We start from the raw sequence: 16,272 nt of genomic DNA on the forward strand, positions 1-16,272 counted from the left end.
CTGGTGCCATGGACTGGCCGTTGCTCGCCTCGTTGGACGACGTAGAGCGCAGGCGCGTGCTCGCCACGGCCCGGCGTCGCAGCTATGCGCGCGGCGAGGTGCTGGTGCGCGAGGGCGACCCGTCCGACAGCCTGCACCTGGTGGCTGCCGGCCGGCTCGCCGTCCGCGTGTCGACCAGCGACGGAGACAACGCGACGATCAACCTGCTCGGGCGCGGCGACTACTTCGGCGAGCTGTCCCTCCTCGACGGCCAGCCGCCGACGCGGTCGGCGACGATCGTCGCCCTCGAGCCCGCCGAGACGCTCTCGCTGTCGGCAGCGGCGTTCCGCGAGCTCCGCGACAAGCACCGCGCTGCCGACCAGCTGCTCCTGATGCTGATGGCACGACGCGTAGAGGAGCTGTCCGGCCGCCTGCTGGAGACGATGTACGACCCCCTCGACCGCAGGGTGCACCGGCGCCTGGTCGAGCTGGCCGACCTGTACGGCGAGGGCCCAGGTCCGGTCGTCGTCCCCCTCACCCAGGAGCACCTCGCAGAGCTGGTCGGTGGCACCCGCCCCAGCGTCAACCAGGTCCTCCAGAAGCTCGCCGGCCGCGGCGTCGTCGAGCTCGGACGCGGCAAGGTCACCGTCCTCGACCGCGCATGGCTGAGGCAACGGGTCGCCTGACGTCACGCCGTGACGAGGGCGGCGTCGAGCTGCTCGCTCCACTGCACGGCACCGAGGCGGCCGAAGGTCTCCCGTGCCTGGTCGAGCAGGACACCCCCTTCGTCGGCCCGACCGTGGCGGACGAGCCAGGTGCCGAGGTCGGCGCGGCAGCGCGCGAGCGTCGGCTCGGAGTGCCACTGCTCGGAGAGCGCGATCGCCGCGCGGAAGTGCTGCTCGGCCTGCGGGTCGTCGCCCGTTGACGCGACCAGGCCGGCCATCCGGGCCCGCTGGGCACGCAGGCCGGTCGTCGGGTTGCTGCCGCGGTGGTCGTCGACGATCGCGAGGAGGGTGTCGAGCTCGGCCCGGTCACCGGTCTCCCAGGCGATGTCGGTCGCGACCTGCCAGACGCTGGTGAAGTCGTCGTAGAGACCGGTGGCGGCGTACATCGTCTCGGCCGCCTCCCGCGCCTGCGCCGCCGCGGGCTGACCCGTCGCCTGGCGGTGCATCGCGATGGACGCGAGCACGAACGACCGCAGGGACAGGTCGTCGCCGTCGAGCTCGGTCGCGAACTCCGGCGACGGGCTCCACTCCTGCCCGCGGACCAGTGCCATCCGGCCGGTCACGAAGTCGGCGATGATGCGCTCCGTCTCGGCCTCGGCGCAGCTGGCCGGGACGCCGTCCCAGTCCCCGGCGAGCAGCTGGGCGAGCGCGAGGTTGATCGCGGTGTTGGAGTGGGCGTAGAGGGAGCCCGCCTGCCGACTGACCACGATCGCCTGCCGGCCGTAGTCCAGGGCACGCTCGGCGTCGTCCGGGGTCCAGGACACGTTGAGGTTGGTCAGGCAGCGATTGAGGATGTCGAGCCGGTCGATGCGCCGGCTGATCTCGGCCGCAGACGCGAAGAGCGCGCGCCCGAGGCCCCGGGTGCCGGTGAGCATGTAGTGGAGCGCCAGGCCGACGTAGCTGTCGGCGATCTCCGCCTCGTCGTCGACCAGCTCGGCGAGACGCGCCTTCTCGTCGGCGATCTCGCGGAAGTCGTGACTGGTGCGGATCTGCAGCTGGATCAGGGTCTGCGCGAGCTCGACCAGGACGCGGGCGGCGTCGTCGCGCCCGCGCAGCGCGTCGTACCTCTCCTGGGCCATCGCGATCCCGACCTCGTAGTCGTTGCGTCCCACCGCGACCGCGTGCGCGAGGATCGCCACCGCCGAGCTGGCGGACAGCTCGTCACCTCGCGCCTCGAACGCGTCGCGCGCCGACTCGCTGTGCACGATCGTGCGCTCCAGCTCGCCCGCCTCGCGCAGAGCCCGCGCGAGGTCCAGCTCGATCTGTGCGCGCAGCGTGGGATCGCCGGCCCGCTCCAGGGCGACGCCGAGGTGCCCGGCCGCCTCTGCCGGTGCGCCGAGCGACAGGGCGCGGGACGCCGCGCGACGCAGGTCACCGATCGCCCGGTCGGTCAGCTCGGTGACGTCGTCGTCCTCGGGGACCGCGTCGATGGCGTCGAGGTAGTGCTGGGCCGCGATCGCCGCGACCTCGGCGCGCGACTCCTCGGCCGCCGTCAACAGCCCGACGACCGCGAGATGACCGGCCTTCCGGTCGCGCCGCGCGAGGGTGCCGTAGGCGACCTGGCGGACGACCGCCTGCACGAACTGGTAGAGCCCGACCTCGACGCTGAGCCGGTTGGACTCCTGGCGCAGCAGCTGGAGCCGGACCAGGGCGGCGAGCACGTCGTCGAGGTCGGCGACGTCCGGGCAGAGCTGGGCGATGGTGTCGCGCGCGAAGGACCGGCCCACGATGCTCGCCCGGTCGAGGACCCGCCGCTGGTCGGGTGAGAGCTTGTCGAGGCGCGCGGCGACCAACGCCTGCAGCGACGCGGGCGCACCGATCTGGTCGAGGTCGAGCCGCTGGTCGCCGGCGAGGACGTACTGCCCACCACGAGGTACGACGAGGTCGCGGTCGATCAACGAGCGCACCGTCTCGACGGCGAAGAGCGGGATGCCCTCGGCCCGGGACACGAGCGCGTCGCGCACGGCGTCGTCGAGCCCACCGACCAGGCCGTCGAGCAGCTGGCCCATCTGTCGCGGCGCGAGCGCGTCGAGGTGGACCACCGTCGAGCGCCGGTTGGTGGCGAGGCTCGCGTTGGCCTCGAGCAGGCCCGGGCGCGTGAAGAGCCCGACGAAACAAGGGAAGGTCGCGAACGCGAGCAGGTGCTCGACGAAGAGGACGAGCCCGTCGTCGGCGTACTGCGCGTCGTCGATCAGCAGCACCACGGGCGTCTGCTGGCCGGGGATGCTGTCGCTGACCCGGTGGAGGAAGGTGGTCCAGGCGGAGAAGAGGTCCTCACGCGGGAACGACCCGACCGCGCCGATGCCCAGGAGTGCGGCCATCCGCGGCTCCAGCCAGGCCCGCTCGTCGGGGTCGGTCAGCAGCCGGTCGAGGCCCTCGGCCAGCAGCTCGGCCTGGTCCTCCTCGCCGTGGACGGCGTCCTCGGCGTCGATGCCCTCGTCGTTGTTGCGCAGCACCTGCAGGCGGCCGCGGATCGCCTCGGCCAGCGCGTAGAACGCCACGCCCTCGCCGTACGACAGGCAGCGCCCGCTGTGCCAGCGAACGTCGGCGGACAGGCCGTCGACGTACTTCTCGAACTCCCAGGCCAGCCGGGACTTGCCGAGCCCGGCATCGCCGTCGACGACGAGCAGCGCCGGCCGGTCGGTCTCCTCGACGCGGTGGAAGAGCTCCTTGACCAGCCGCATCTCGCGGTCGCGCCCGATGTGCGGCGCCTCGAGCCCGTCGGCGCGCTGCGCACCACCGACCGCCGCGACGACCGCCCGCACCGACCAGAGCGGCATCGGCTCGGCCTTGCCCTTCATGGCGTGGCTGCCGACGTCGAGGTAGGTGATCGCCGAGGACGTGAGCAGGCGCGTCGTCTCGTCGACCCACACCTGGCCCGGTGCAGCGGCCGTCTGCACGCGCGAGGCCGTGTTGACGGCGTCGCCGGCGACCATGCCCTGCTGCTCGGCGCCGATGGTGACCGCGACCTCGCCGGTGACGATCCCGACCCGCATCGCGAGGTCGGCGACGTCGATGTCGGAACCCAGCGCGGCGATCGTGTTGACCAACTCGAGGCCCGCGCGGACGGCGCGCTCGGCGTCGTCCTCGTGGGCGGTCGGGACGCCCCAGACCGCCATCACGGCGTCACCGATGAACTTCTCGACGGTGCCGCCGTAGCGCGCGATGATCGCGCGGCACTCGTCGAAGTAGCGCGACAGCAGCTCGCGGACCTGCTCCTGGTCGCGCGTCTCCGACAGCGCGGTGAAGCCGACCAGGTCGCCGAAGAGCACGCTGGTCACGCGCCGGGAGGCGACCGGTGCGGCCGGAGCCGGCGCCGCACCCTGCTCGGCGCCGCAGCTGCTGCAGAACCGCGCACCCGGCACGATCTCGGCCTGGCAGGACCGGCAGGCAAGGGTCTGGAGCGAGCCACCACAGGCGAAGCAGAACTTCGCACCGTCCGGCTGCCCCGAGGCTCCGCAGCTGCTGCAGCTCGTCACGTCGTCAAGGATGACCCATCACCCCCGTCGTACGAGGCCGAACTCGCATGTCAGACCGCCAGCCGTTGGGACACCACGTCCTCGGCCAGGCTCGCGGACTCGGAGTGGCCGGTGACGGCCGCGAGGAAGTCGTCACGCTCCAGGGCCAGCAGCTCGGTGGTCTCGAGGGCGGTGACGGTCGCGGTGCGGGGCACGTCGCGGAGGAGCCCGATCTCGCCGAAGAACTCCCCCGGACCCTCGACGCGGAGCAACCGGCCGTCCTGGGTGACCTCGACCGAGCCGGACAGGATCAGGTAGAAGCGGTCCGAGCTCTCGCCCTCGAGCAGGACCGGCTCGCCCTCGGCGTACGACACCCGTTCGAGCCTGCGCGCCAGCGTCTCCAGCACGGGCGACGGGATGGACGCGAAGAGGTCGACGGAGCGCAGCGTGGCCAGGTGGTCCGGCTCGACGAGGCGCCGGTCCATCTGCCGCACCTGGGACCACGAGGCCGCGACCACGGCGACCACCGCGACCCCGAGCCCGGCCGTCGCCCACCGGTAGCCGACCAGGTGGACGGCGATCGGAGCAGCGAGGGCACCCAGCGCCATCGAGGCGATGAGCGAGCTCTCGACCGCCGCGAAGACCCGGGACAGCACCCGCTCCGGCGCGACCCGCTGCGGGATCGTGTCGAGGCCGAGGTTGACGGCGGCGTCGGAGAAGCCGATGACGACCATCGCGGCCAGGATCAGGACCGGAGCAGGGTGGATGGCGAGGACGACCAGGGGCAGCGACCACCCGAGCACGCCGAGGGCCATGTCGCGCCCGAGCCGACCGCGGCCGACCCGCGCGAGCATGAACAGCCCGCCCGCGACCGTGCCGACGGCGAGCACCGAGTCGATGTAGCCCACGCCCTCCGGCCCGGTCTCGAGCACGTCGACCGCCAGCATCAGCGTGAAGATCGTGAGCGCACCCCAGATCAGGCCCTGGCAGACGGCGAGGAGCGAGACGACACCGAGGTCGCGACTGCGCGCGATCTCGGCGAAGCCTGCGGTGACCTCGCGGAGGAACCCGGGCTCCTCGCGCTGGTCCTCCACGGGTTCGGGCTCCCGGCCGGGCGGGACGCGCACCCCGGCCACGAGCGCCCACGACCAGACGAAGCTGGCGACGTTGAGCCAGAGGACGACCTCGAGGTCGAGGACCCCGATGAGCACCGCCGCGATCGCCGGGCCGCTGAACTGGGCGATCGGCTCCAGGTTGGCGGCCACGGCGTTGGAGGCGGTCAGCTCGTCGGGCGTGGAGACCAGCTGCGGGATCAGGCCGGCCTGCGCGGAGCGGAAGGAGGCGCCGACCATGGTGCTCGCGAGGGCGAGCACGAAGACGACGGCGGGTGGCCCACCGAGGCCGATCGAGATCGCTGCGCCGGAGACCAGCACCGCGCGGACCGCGTCGGTGGTCATCATCCAACGCTTGCGGGACACCTTGTCAGCGACGGTGGCGCCGATCGGTCCGGCGATCGCGACGGCGACGAACCGGATGCCCTGGAAGACGCCCACCGCCGTGGCCCCGCCGACCGAGTAGGCCCAGACCGTGATCGCCGTGCCGTAGGCCCAGTCACCCAGCGTCGAGCCGAAGAAGGCGAGCTGGATGCGTCGCAGGTTCGGGTCCACGAAGACCCGCCGTAGTGACCCCGACATGAACGAACCTCCGCCGCTCCGATGTGCGTGCCCCCAGGGGTGGGAGCACGCACATCATGGAGCCGACGGAGGTCGTCGCACTGTCGGGTAGCCGACAGTGTGGAGCTCGGATCAGGCGCCGCTGCGCAGTGGTCTGCCCTGGGCGTCGACGCTGTCGGTCGCCAGGATGATGATGCCGTCGATGAACGGCCACAGCGCGCCGATGCCGCACGTGAACACCGTGACGATGATCTGCCAGACACCGATCTTGGTGTCGCCGATGTAGAACCGGCCGATGCCGAGCGGGATCAGGATCTGGAGCAGACCGGCGACCAGCTTCGACTTGTCGGAGTAGGGGATGCCGGTGACCGGGTGCACGCCGTACGGCGCGGCCGGGCTGGCGCCGTAGACACCGGGCTGCGGCGGCGGGTAGCCGGACGGGAAGGCCTGCTGGCCGTAGGGCGGCTGCGGCTGGGGCGGCGGCGCCTGGTTGGGGTCGTAGGGCGGCGGGACCGCGCCGCCCGCGGGGGGCGGGGGCGGGGCCGGGGCGCCGTAGGGGGGCGGGGTCGGCTCGCCGTACGGCGGCGGGGTCGACTGCCCCTCGGGCTGGCCGCCGGGCTGGGACGGGTCGGGGGTCTCGGGACCTTGGGTCATGCGCACAGAGTAGGACCTGCGGACCGGCTAGGGCAGCAGGTCACGCACGACCGCGTCGGCGAGCAGGCGACCACGCTGGGTCGGGATCAGCCGCTCCGCGTGGCGGGTCAGCAGCCCCTCGTCCATCAGGCGCGCGACGGCGGCCCGGCCGGTGGCGTCCAGGACGCTGACCGGCAGCCCGTCGCGGAGCCGCAGCTCGAGCAGGACGCGCTCGACCCGGCGGCTCTCCTCGTCGAGGACCTCGCGGGAGTGGGCCGGGCTGAGGCCGGCCGCGATGCGATCGGCGTACGCCACCGGGTGCTTGACGTTCCACCACCGCACGCCGCCGACGTGGGAGTGGGCGCCGGGTCCGACGCCCCACCAGTCGGCACCGGTCCAGTAGAGGAGGTTGTGCCGGCAGCGGCTGGCGTCGTCCTTGGCCCAGTTCGAGACCTCGTACCAGCCCAGACCGGCCCGCGCGAGCCGCTCGTCGACGAGGAGGTACTTGTCGGCGAGGTCGTCCTCGTCGGGCATCGGCAGGTCGCCGCGCTTCACGTGGCGGGCAAGGGCGGTGCCGTCCTCGACGATGAGGGAGTACGCCGACACGTGGTCGGGCGCGCACGCCAGCGCGGCCTCGACGCTGGTCTCCCAGTCGGCGAGCGACTCCCCCGGCGTGCCGTAGATGAGGTCCAGGCTGACCTGCTCGAACCCCGCCTGGCGCGCCCAGTCGACGACGGCCGGCACCCGCAGCGGGTCGTGGGTGCGGTCGAGCACCTTGAGCACGTGGTCGACCGCGGACTGCATGCCGAAGGAGATCCGGTTGAAGCCGGCGCCCCGCAGCTCCTCGAGGTCCCACAGCGCGACGCTGTCCGGGTTGGACTCGGTGGTCACCTCGGCGCCCTCGACGATCCCGAACTCGCTGGCGATCGCTGCCACGATGCTGCCCAGGTCGCCGGGGCTCAGCAGCGTCGGCGTACCGCCGCCGAAGAAGATCGTCTCGACCGGGACGTCCACGTCGCCGAGCACCTGGCGGGCCCGGCGTACCTCCGCGATCGCGGCCTCGGCGTACGTCGACCGGCTCGCTCCCCGCGAGCCGCCGGCCGGTCCGAGCTCGTCGGCCGTGTAGGTGTTGAAGTCGCAGTAGCCGCAGCGGACCGTGCAGAAGGGCACGTGCACGTAGAACCCGAACGGCCGCTTGCCCAGCCCCGCCAGCGCGCTCTCCGGGAGGCTCCCGTCCTCGGGGACCGGATCTCCGGCGGGCAGGGCTGACGGCACGTGCCCATCCAACCACCCGGTCAGACAGGGACGTTGAGCGAGATCGTGTAGCCGTCGTCGACCGAGCCGGTGACCTTGGCCAGCTGGAGCGAGTAGCCGTCGGAGAAGACCATGTCGCTGTCGAGGCTGACCTTCGCGAGGTTGGCGACGCTGGCGTCGTACCCCTCGGTGGCGTAGACGCTCTCGCAGATGTCCTGCGGCAGCGCGAGCTGGGAGGTGCGCAGCTTGTTGGTGTACGACGTGGCGTCGTCGAGCGACTGGTAGACCTCGAAGTGCATGTGCGGCCAGCGTCCGTCGTAGCAGGCCGGGAAGATGCTGGTGAAGGTCACCCGCCCGTCGGCATCGGTCTCCTGGACGCCGCGGAGGTAGTTCTCGTCGGCGATCGACTCGGAGTACATCGAGTACTCCCCCTCGCGGTTGCAGTGCCACAGGTAGACCGCGGCACCGGCGAGGGCGGTCGCGTCGTCGCCGTTCAGGTCGTAGACCTTGAGGTCGACGGTCACCGGGACGCCCTCGGCGACGCCGGAGGCGGAGCCGAAGCTGGACGTGAGGTCGCTGCGGACGATGCCCGACTCGGAGAGCACGTTGACGCCGTTCGAGCCGTCGCCCGGGTAGGGACCGGCGGTCTCCTCGGGGATCTCGCCGTCGGCGACGGTGGTCGTCGTTCCCTGGTCGCCACCCCCGCCCGCCGGCGCCTGCTGGGGTGTCGACGAGGACGTGGTGGCCTGCCCGTCCGAGCCGCAGGCGACGGCGACGGCCGCCACGCCCGCAGCGCCGAAGACGGCCAGCATCCCGCGGCGACCCATCATCTTGTTGCGCTCGACGATGCGGGGCAGGTCGTGGGAGAGGCCGAGGTCGTGGTCTTCGAGTTCTTCGTCCATGTCCCCAGGAGACCCGCTCCGTCTGTGCGGTGGCTGTGAGCGGTCAGTGGAAGTCCCGCGAGCGGTGTCGGGCCCGCAGCGCCCGGCCGGCCTCGGGGTAGACGTCCTCGATCGGGGCCAACCGGTCGGCGAGCAGGTTGGTGACGCCGTCCTGGCGCTCGAGCATCCCGCGGATCACCATCCCGGCGGCGTTGGCAGCGACCGTGCGGTAGCGCTTCCACACCCCCACCGTGCAGATCACGTTGAGCATCCCGGTCTCGTCCTCGAGGTTGAGGAAGGTGACCCCGCCGGCGGTGCCGGGCCGCTGCCGGTGGGTCACCAGCCCCGCGACGTGGACCCGGCGACCGGACTCGGCGCTCGCGGTGTCGGCCACCGACTTGATCCCGGCCGCACGCAGCTGCGCACGCAGGTAGTCGAACGGGTGGTCCGCCGGCGTGATCCCGGTCGCCCACAGGTCGGCCATGGTGATCTCGACGTCGTCCATCTCCGGCAGCATCGGCGCCGGTCCGGCGGCCCGGATCCCCTCGAGGTGCTCCTCGCTCTCGGTCCACCCGGCGTTCCACAGCGCCTGGCGCCGCGACAGGCCTGTGAAGACGCCCGCCGTCGCGAGCGCCTCGAGCTGGCGGGCGTCGAGCCCGGCCCGCCGGGACAGGTCGACCTGGTCGGCGAACGGCCGCTCCGACCGCGCCGCCACGATCCGCTCGGCGACCGAGGTGCTGATCCCGCGCACCGAGTCGAGACCGAGGCGTACGGCGTACGACGTGTCACGCCGGTGCTCCGGGGTCGGGTCGGGGGTGCCGTCGACCCACTCGGTGCGCGCCCCGTCGTGCAGGCACGCGTCGAGCCCCGTGGGACCGGGCTCGCCCACCAGCTCCAGGTCGGCGGTCGCGCCGGAGAGCGCGAGGTCGGGCCGGCGTACGTCGACCCCGTGGCGGCGGGCGTCGTGGACCAGCGACTGCGGCGAGTAGAACCCCATCGGCTGGGCGCGCAGCAGCGCCGCGAGGAACGCCCCGGGGTAGTGGAGCTTGCACCACGAGCTCGCGTAGACGAGCTTGGCGAAGGACAGCGAGTGGCTCTCGGCGAAGCCGAAGTTGGCGAAGGACAGGATCTGCAGGTAGATCGCGTCGGCCTTCTCGCCGGTGATGCCCTTGGCGGTCATCCCCGCCATCAGCTTGTCCTTGACCGACTCGATCCGCTCGACGCCGCGCTTGGAGCCCATCGCCCGGCGCAGCAGGTCGGCCTCGTCGCGGTTGCAGTCGCCGAGCACCCGCGCCATGTCCATCAGCTGCTCCTGGAAGAGCGGGACACCCTTGGTCCGCGCGAGCACCGGCTCGAGCAGCGGGTGGGCGAACTCGACCTCCTCCCGGCCGGTGGCGCGCCGGATGTAGGGGTGGACGGCGCCGCCCTGGATCGGCCCGGGCCGGATCAGGGCGATCTCGATCGCCAGGTCGTAGAACTCCCGGGGCCGCAGTCGCGGCAGGGTGCCGATCTGGGCCCGGCTCTCGACCTGGAAGACGCCGATCGAGTCGGCCCGGCAGAGCATGTCGTAGACCGCGGGCTCCTCCTTGGGGATGGTGGCGAGCTGCCAGTCGTCGCCGAGGTGCTCGCGGACGATCACCATCATGTGGTCGAGGGCGCTGAGCATCCCGAGCCCGAGCAGGTCGAACTTCACCAGGCCCATGAACTCGCAGGCGTCCTTGTCCCACTGGAGCACGGTGCGCTTCTCCATCCGCGCCCGCTCGATCGGCACCACCTCACCGATCGGCCGCTCGGTGAGCACCATCCCGCCGGAGTGGATGCCGAGGTGACGCGGGGCGCCCAGGAACTGGTTGGCGAGGTCGACGACGGTGACGGGTACGTCGTGGTCGCCACCCGGATCACGGGAGGCGACCGTCGTCCAGCTGGTGACCTGCTTGGACCAGGCGTCCTGCTGCCCGGGTGAGTGGCCGAGCGCCTTGGCCGCGTCGCGGACCGCCATCTTGGGGCGGTAGCCGACGACGTTGGCGACCTGGGCGGCGTTGTGACGGCCGTACCTGTCGTAGACCCACTGGATGACCTGCTCGCGCTTGTCGGAGTCGAAGTCGACGTCGATGTCGGGCTCCTCCTCGCGGTGCTGGGAGATGAACCGCTCGAAGGGGAGCTGGTAGAAGACGGGGTCGATCGCGGTGATCCCGAGGGCGTAGCAGACCGCCGAGCTGGCCGCGGATCCCCTGCCCTGGCAGAGGATCCCCTGCGACCGGGCGAACTCCACGATGTCGTGGACGATCACGAAGTAGCCGGCGAAGTCCTTCTCGCCGATCACCCGCAGCTCGTGCTCGACCTTCTCGCGGGCCTCCTCGGCGTGCGGCTCGTGGGCGTAGCGCAGCGCGAAGCCGCGCTCGGTCAGCTCGCGCAGCCAGGACGTGGCGGTGTGGCCCTCGGGGATGCCGTCCTTGGGCAGCCGGGGCGTCGCCTTCTGGAGGTCGAAGGCGAGCTCGTCGGCGAGCGTGACGCTGTGAGCGACCGCCCCGGGGAACCGCGCGAACCTCCGCGCCATCTCCGCCCCCGACCGCAGGCTGGCCATCCCGGACGCCGGGAGCCAGCCGTTCATGTCGGCCAGGCTGCGCCGCGCGCGGACCGCGGCCATCGCGCCGGCCAACCGGTGACCGTCGGGGCGTGCGTAGTGGACGTTGTTGGTGGCCACGACCGGCAGCCCGCGGTCTGCGGCGATCGCTGCCAGCAGGTCGTTGTGGTGGCTGTCGGTCGGGAACCCGTGGTCGGTCAGCTCCACCACGACGTGCTCGCGACCGAAGAGCGTGGTGAGCCGGTCGAGCTCCTCGGCGGCGTACGACGGGCCGCGCCTGAGCGCCTGGCGGACCGTGCCCTTGCGGCAGCCGGTGAGGACCAGCCAGTGGTCGCGCCCACGGTCGGCCAGCTCGGCCAGGTCGTAGACGGGGCGCCCCTTCTCGTCACCGCGCAGCTGGGCGTCGGTGATCGCGCCGGCGAGCCGGTGGTAGCCCTCGACCCCGCGCGCGAGCACCAGGAGATGGCTGCCCTCGGGATCGGGGACACCGTTCTGCGGACCGGACAACCCGAGCGAGAGCTCGGCGCCGTAGATGGTGCCGAGCCCGTCGTGGAGCTGGGCCGTCTCGGCGAAGAGCGGCGCGCCGTAGAACCCGTCGTGGTCGGTGATCGCCAGCGCGTGCAGCCCGAGCCGGATCGCCTCCAGCACCAGGTGGTCGGGCCCGCTGGCGCCGTCGAGGAAGCTGAAGTTGGAGTGGCAGTGCAGCTCGGCGTACGGCGTGACCTCGCCGCTCGGTCGCTCGACGTCGACCCGTTGCCGCTTGCGCTTGCGCGTCGAGATCGGCGCCTCGGGGTCCTGCGGGGTGTTGACCCGGCCCGAGAGGCGCTTCTCGAGCTCGCCCCACGAGACGGGCGGGTTGGACCAGCCCATCAGTCGTACGCAGCTTCCGTGAACCAGACACCGTCGTCCCAGGTCATCAGCCAGGCGCGGCCGTCGACGCCGACCACCTGGAAGCGCGCGACCCGGCGCGGGGTGGCCTCCCACCACAGCTCCTCGACCGGCCACGGGCCGGCCCAGGCAGCGACCGGCAGCCAGTCGCTGCGCGGCTCGGGCCGGAACCGCGCCGGCTCGCAGCTGACCGCGCCCCGCTCGTCGACCCCGACCGACCGGCCGCCGACGCCGACGACGTCGGCCGCCCACGGGATGGTGAGCACCCGCGCGGGAGCGGGCGGTGGGATGCTGCCCGGCCACGGCGGCCCGGCGGGCCGCAGCCCGGTCGGCCGCTCGCCCCACGGCACCAGCGCCTGCCGGTCGGCGGGCGCGCGACCGCCTTGCAGGACGGGGACGACGACGGCCTCGTGGCCGAGCATCCCCTGGACCCGGGCGATGCCGCGGGCGACGCGTTCGTCGGTGCCGCCCCAGAGCCCGTCGGCGTGCACGGCGTCGGGGACGACAGTCAGTGGCGTGATCAGGATCCGGCTCACCGGGGAACGGATGTCCCCGGCACGGAACCCGCCCTGGAGCTGCCAGTGGAGCCGGTCGACCAGGTCGACGGCGGTGAACCAGCGCGGGTGCAGCCACTCGCGGGACGACGCGGGGTCGTCGTACGACGTGCCCTCGCAGAACGCCTCGATCCGGACCTCGGTGCAGACGAGGTGCTGGGCGGCCAGCCCGGCGACCACCCGGTCGGCGGTCTGGCGGACGCTGAAGGTGATCGTCTCGGCGGAGTCGAGCGGCGGCTCGAAGTCGACGTGGCAGGCGAGCTCGGGCGGCGGGGTCCGGGTCGCGAGGAGCACCGACCCGTCGCCGCCGACGACCCGGTGGACCCAGGCGACCTGCGGGCCGAACCGGTCGCGGACGTCGCTGGCGCGCAGGTCGGCGAGGTCGCCGAGGGTGCGCAGCCCGAGCCGCTTGAGCAGGCTGACGGCGTCGGCGTCCTCGAGCACCTCGACCGGCAGCCCGCGCAGGAACGGCACCGACTCCCCTGCCGCGACCACCCGGCAGTCCTGGGGCTCGGCGCGGCGGGCCGCCTGCTCGGCGGTGAAGAGCTCGTCGGCGACGCCGAACCGGGTGTCCCAGACACCGAGCCCGACCAGCCGCTCGGCGAGGAGCGCGGCGGCCGGCTCCTCACCGCCGTGGAAGCGCCCGGGCGCCCGGAGCGCGGCCAGGCCGGGTCGCAGCGGCGCGACCCCGGGGTGCTGCTCCTCGATCGCGGCGAGCACCGGCTCGAAGGCCCGCGCGTCGCGGTCGGGGTTGGCGGGATAGACCTTGAGGTCGGGGCAGCGGCCCTGGGCGTCGCGGCGACGCATCCCGCGGCGTACGCCGGACGCGCGGGCGGCAGCGTTGCCGGCCTGCACGATGTTGGCGCTGAAGACCGCGGCCGGGAGGTGGGTGGGCAGCCCCTCGTCGGCCAGCGCGGCGACCACCGGCCAGTCCGGGCACCAGGCGACCATCACTCTCACCTCAGGCGACCCCCACCTCGGCGGCGGGCACCTCGACCGGGTCGGCCCGGCGGTAGGTCGCGTCGGCGGCGGGGAACCACAGCGCGCCGCGGCGCGGCGGGGCCGACCCGCGCTGCGCCTCGACCACGATCCGGCGCGCCTGGAGGTGGCCGTGGCCCTGCCCGACCCCGGACCAGGCGGGCTCGCGGGTGGTCAGCCGCACCTCGCAGCGCGGCCACTCCCCCGGCGTACGTTCCTGGGCGACCAGGACGGCCGAGCGCTTGCGCAGCCGGGCACCGAGCTTCTCGGCCACCTGCTCGGTGACCCGGCCGGTCGGGCGGACCACCACCACGGAGACGACGTCGACCAGCGCGGCGGTGACCTCGAGCCACTGCTCACCCGGCTCGGGGACCACCACGGTGCGGGCCAGGTCGACCCCGAGCGCGTCGGCCGCCTCGACCCCGAAGTCGGTCACCCCGACGACCGCGCACCAGCTGCCGGCCCGCGAGGGACCGGCCATCAGCGCCAGCGCGAGGGTGGCGCTGTCGACGGCGTAGCTGCCGCCCGCACGCAGCTGGACCAGCCCGGCCAGCGCCGGGTGGGTCGCCAGCTCCATCCGCGGCACCCCGTCGTGCATCCGCTCCATCCGCAGACGGAGCTGCGCGATGGTGTCGAGGGTGTCGGTGGCGGCCACACCCCATGATCGAACATGTGTTCGAACAGGTCAACAGCGGGTTCGCCGTACCGCCTCAGTCGTCACATCCGTCACAGCGGACAGGCAGAACTGTCACTTCTCGACCTTTGCAACACCCTAGAAGTGCAGGAATCCCCGGTGAACCGGGGATTCCTGCAGCGGTCTCAGATCAGCTGTAGAACGAGTCGATCCGGTCCTTGTTGTTGTCCTCGACGACGTTGCGCTTGACCTTCATCGAGGGGGTGAGCTCACCGGACTCGATGGTCAGGTCGTGGTCGAGGATCTCCCACTTCTTGATGGTCTCCCAGCGGTTGAGCTTGGTGTTCAGCTCGTCGACGTAGCCGCTGACCATCTCCTTGGCCTTCGGCGAGGACACGATGTCGGTGTACGACGCGCCCGCCATGCCGTTCTCCTCGGCCCAGCCCGTCATCGCGTCGGGGTCGAGGGTGATCAGGGCGACCACGAAGTTGCGCTCGCTGCCGAAGACCATGAACTGGCTGACGTAGGGGCAGATCGCCTTGAACTTCGACTCGATCGCCGGCGGCGCGACGTACTTGCCGCCGGAGGTCTTGAAGAGCTCCTTGATCCGGCCGGTGATGGTGAGGAAGCCGTCGGCGTCGAGGCTCCCCTTGTCGCCGGTGTGCAGCCAGCCGTCAGAGGTCAGCGTCTTGGCCGTCTCCTCGGGGAGGTTGTGGTAGCCGGCCATGATGTGCGGCCCGCGCAGCATGACCTCGTCGCCCTCGCCGATCTTGACCTCGGCGCCGGGCAGCGCGGGTCCGACCGTGCCCATCTTGTAGTCGTCGGGGTGGTTGACCGTCGCGCCGGCGGCGTTCTCGGTCATGCCGTAGCCCTCGAGGATGAGGATGCCCGCGGCGTGGAACCACGCGCCGATCTCGGGGTTGAGCGCGGCGGAGCCGGAGATGAAGAAGCGGACCCGTCCCCCGAAGCGCTCGCGGACCTTGCTGAAGACCAGCTTGTCGAAGAGACCGTGCTGCACCTTGAGCAGCAGCGGCACGGACTTGCCCTCGCGCTTCAGAGCGTCGACCTTCAGGCCGACCTCGAAGGCCTTCTTGAAGATCTTCTCCTTGGCACCGCCCTCGGCCGCCTGCATGGTGACGATCCGGCCGTAGGCCTTCTCGAAGATGCGCGGCGCGGCACCCATGAACGTCGGCTTCACGACGCCCAGGTTGTCGACGATCCGGTCGACCCGGCCGTCGATCGCGGTGGCGAAGCCGCAGGCGAGCTGCGCGGAGAGCAGCACCTTGCCGAACGAGTGCGCCATCGGCAGCCACAGGAACTGCAGGTCGCTCTCGTCCAGGATGTTCTGCACCTGGATCGCGGTGCCCTCGTAGACCCACGCCCGGTGCAGCAGCCGCACGCCCTTGGGCTTGCCGGTCGTGCCGGAGGTGTAGATCAGGGTCGCGAGCTGGTCGGCCGGGATCGCGCGCGCCGTCTCCTCGACGATCCCCGGGTGCTCGGCCAGGTAGGCGTCGCCCAGCTTGGCGAGGTCGTCGAGCCCGATCACCCAGTCACCGTCGGTGGCGCCGTCGAAGGTCACCACCTTCATCAGGTGCGGGAGCTCGGCCTTGTGCTCGGTGAGCTTGGCGATCTGGTCGTCGTCCTCGGCGAAGACGACCCGGCTGTCGGAGTCGCCGAGGATGTACGCCGTGTCCACGGCGTTCGTCGACGGGTAGACGGTCGTGGTCGCACCGCCGGCGCACATCACCGCGAGGTCGGCGAGGATCCACTCGTAGCGGGTGCCGGCGGCGATGCCGACCCGCTCCTCCTGCTTGATGCCGAGCGACAGGAGCCCGGCTGCGAGGCGCTCGACGAGCTCTCCCGCCTGGGTCCAGGTCACCGACTCCCAGGTCTCGCCACGCGGGTAGCGAAAGGCCTCGTGGTCGGCCGACGCAGCGACCCGGTCGAGGAACTGCACCGCGAAGTTCTGGGTCAGGTGGTCGACGAAGCTGGCGTCCGGGGTGGTCATTGACACTCCTTGGGCGTCCGAGA

The 16,272-nt window shown here is 72.3% G+C and carries 10 protein-coding genes; 1 reads left to right on the forward strand and 9 read right to left on the reverse strand.

Annotated features, from left to right (window positions below; all coding sequences use genetic code 11):
• The first annotated feature begins 8 nt into the window (after positions 1–8).
• Positions 9–665, forward strand: coding sequence for a Crp/Fnr family transcriptional regulator (locus tag ABLE68_RS00420; protein WP_348869087.1), 657 nt, complete (start codon positions 9–11; stop codon positions 663–665).
• Between the two features lie 2 nt (positions 666–667).
• On the opposite strand, the gene ABLE68_RS00425 is transcribed toward ABLE68_RS00420, so the two are convergent.
• The 9 genes from ABLE68_RS00425 to ABLE68_RS00465 all read right to left on the reverse strand — a co-directional run bounded on the left by ABLE68_RS00425 (position 668) and on the right by ABLE68_RS00465 (position 16,249).
• On the reverse strand, positions 668–4,183 hold the full coding sequence (locus tag ABLE68_RS00425; RefSeq protein WP_348869088.1) for an adenylate/guanylate cyclase domain-containing protein: 3,516 nt from the start codon (positions 4,181–4,183) through the stop codon (positions 668–670).
• 50 nt (positions 4,184–4,233) lie between these two features.
• The gene (locus tag ABLE68_RS00430; protein WP_348869089.1) at positions 4,234–5,856 is read right to left on the reverse strand and encodes an MFS transporter; all 1,623 of its coding nucleotides are present in this window, start codon (positions 5,854–5,856) and stop codon (positions 4,234–4,236) included.
• A 111-nt stretch (positions 5,857–5,967) separates the two neighbouring features.
• Positions 5,968–6,489, reverse strand: coding sequence for a TM2 domain-containing protein (locus ABLE68_RS00435; protein ID WP_348869090.1), 522 nt, complete (start codon positions 6,487–6,489; stop codon positions 5,968–5,970).
• Between the two features lie 27 nt (positions 6,490–6,516).
• Positions 6,517–7,743 carry a radical SAM family heme chaperone HemW gene (hemW, locus tag ABLE68_RS00440; protein ID WP_348869091.1) on the reverse strand — a complete coding sequence of 409 codons (1,227 nt, stop codon included), beginning with the start codon at positions 7,741–7,743 and terminating at the stop codon, positions 6,517–6,519.
• Between the two features lie 20 nt (positions 7,744–7,763).
• Positions 7,764–8,624 (reverse strand): intradiol ring-cleavage dioxygenase, encoded by an 861-nt coding sequence (locus ABLE68_RS00445; protein ID WP_348869092.1) that lies wholly within the window; start codon positions 8,622–8,624, stop codon positions 7,764–7,766.
• A gap of 43 nt (positions 8,625–8,667) precedes the next feature.
• Positions 8,668–12,057 carry an error-prone DNA polymerase gene (locus tag ABLE68_RS00450; protein WP_348869093.1) on the reverse strand — a complete coding sequence of 1,130 codons (3,390 nt, stop codon included), beginning with the start codon at positions 12,055–12,057 and terminating at the stop codon, positions 8,668–8,670.
• Entirely contained in the window at positions 12,057–13,580 is a 1,524-nt protein-coding gene (locus tag ABLE68_RS00455; protein ID WP_348869094.1) for a DNA polymerase Y family protein, read from the reverse strand. The genes ABLE68_RS00450 and ABLE68_RS00455 overlap by 1 nt, the downstream gene beginning before the upstream one ends.
• A 10-nt stretch (positions 13,581–13,590) precedes the next feature.
• Positions 13,591–14,262 carry a hypothetical protein gene (locus tag ABLE68_RS00460; RefSeq protein ID WP_348869095.1) on the reverse strand — a complete coding sequence of 224 codons (672 nt, stop codon included), beginning with the start codon at positions 14,260–14,262 and terminating at the stop codon, positions 13,591–13,593.
• A gap of 169 nt (positions 14,263–14,431) precedes the next feature.
• A complete protein-coding gene (locus ABLE68_RS00465) occupies positions 14,432–16,249 on the reverse strand; it encodes an AMP-dependent synthetase/ligase (protein ID WP_348869096.1) in 1,818 nt (605 codons plus the stop codon).
• Positions 16,250–16,272: the final 23 nt, after the last annotated feature.

Source organism: Nocardioides pollutisoli (assembly GCF_040045055.1).
GTDB classification, from domain to species: domain Bacteria; phylum Actinomycetota; class Actinomycetes; order Propionibacteriales; family Nocardioidaceae; genus Nocardioides; species Nocardioides tweenelious.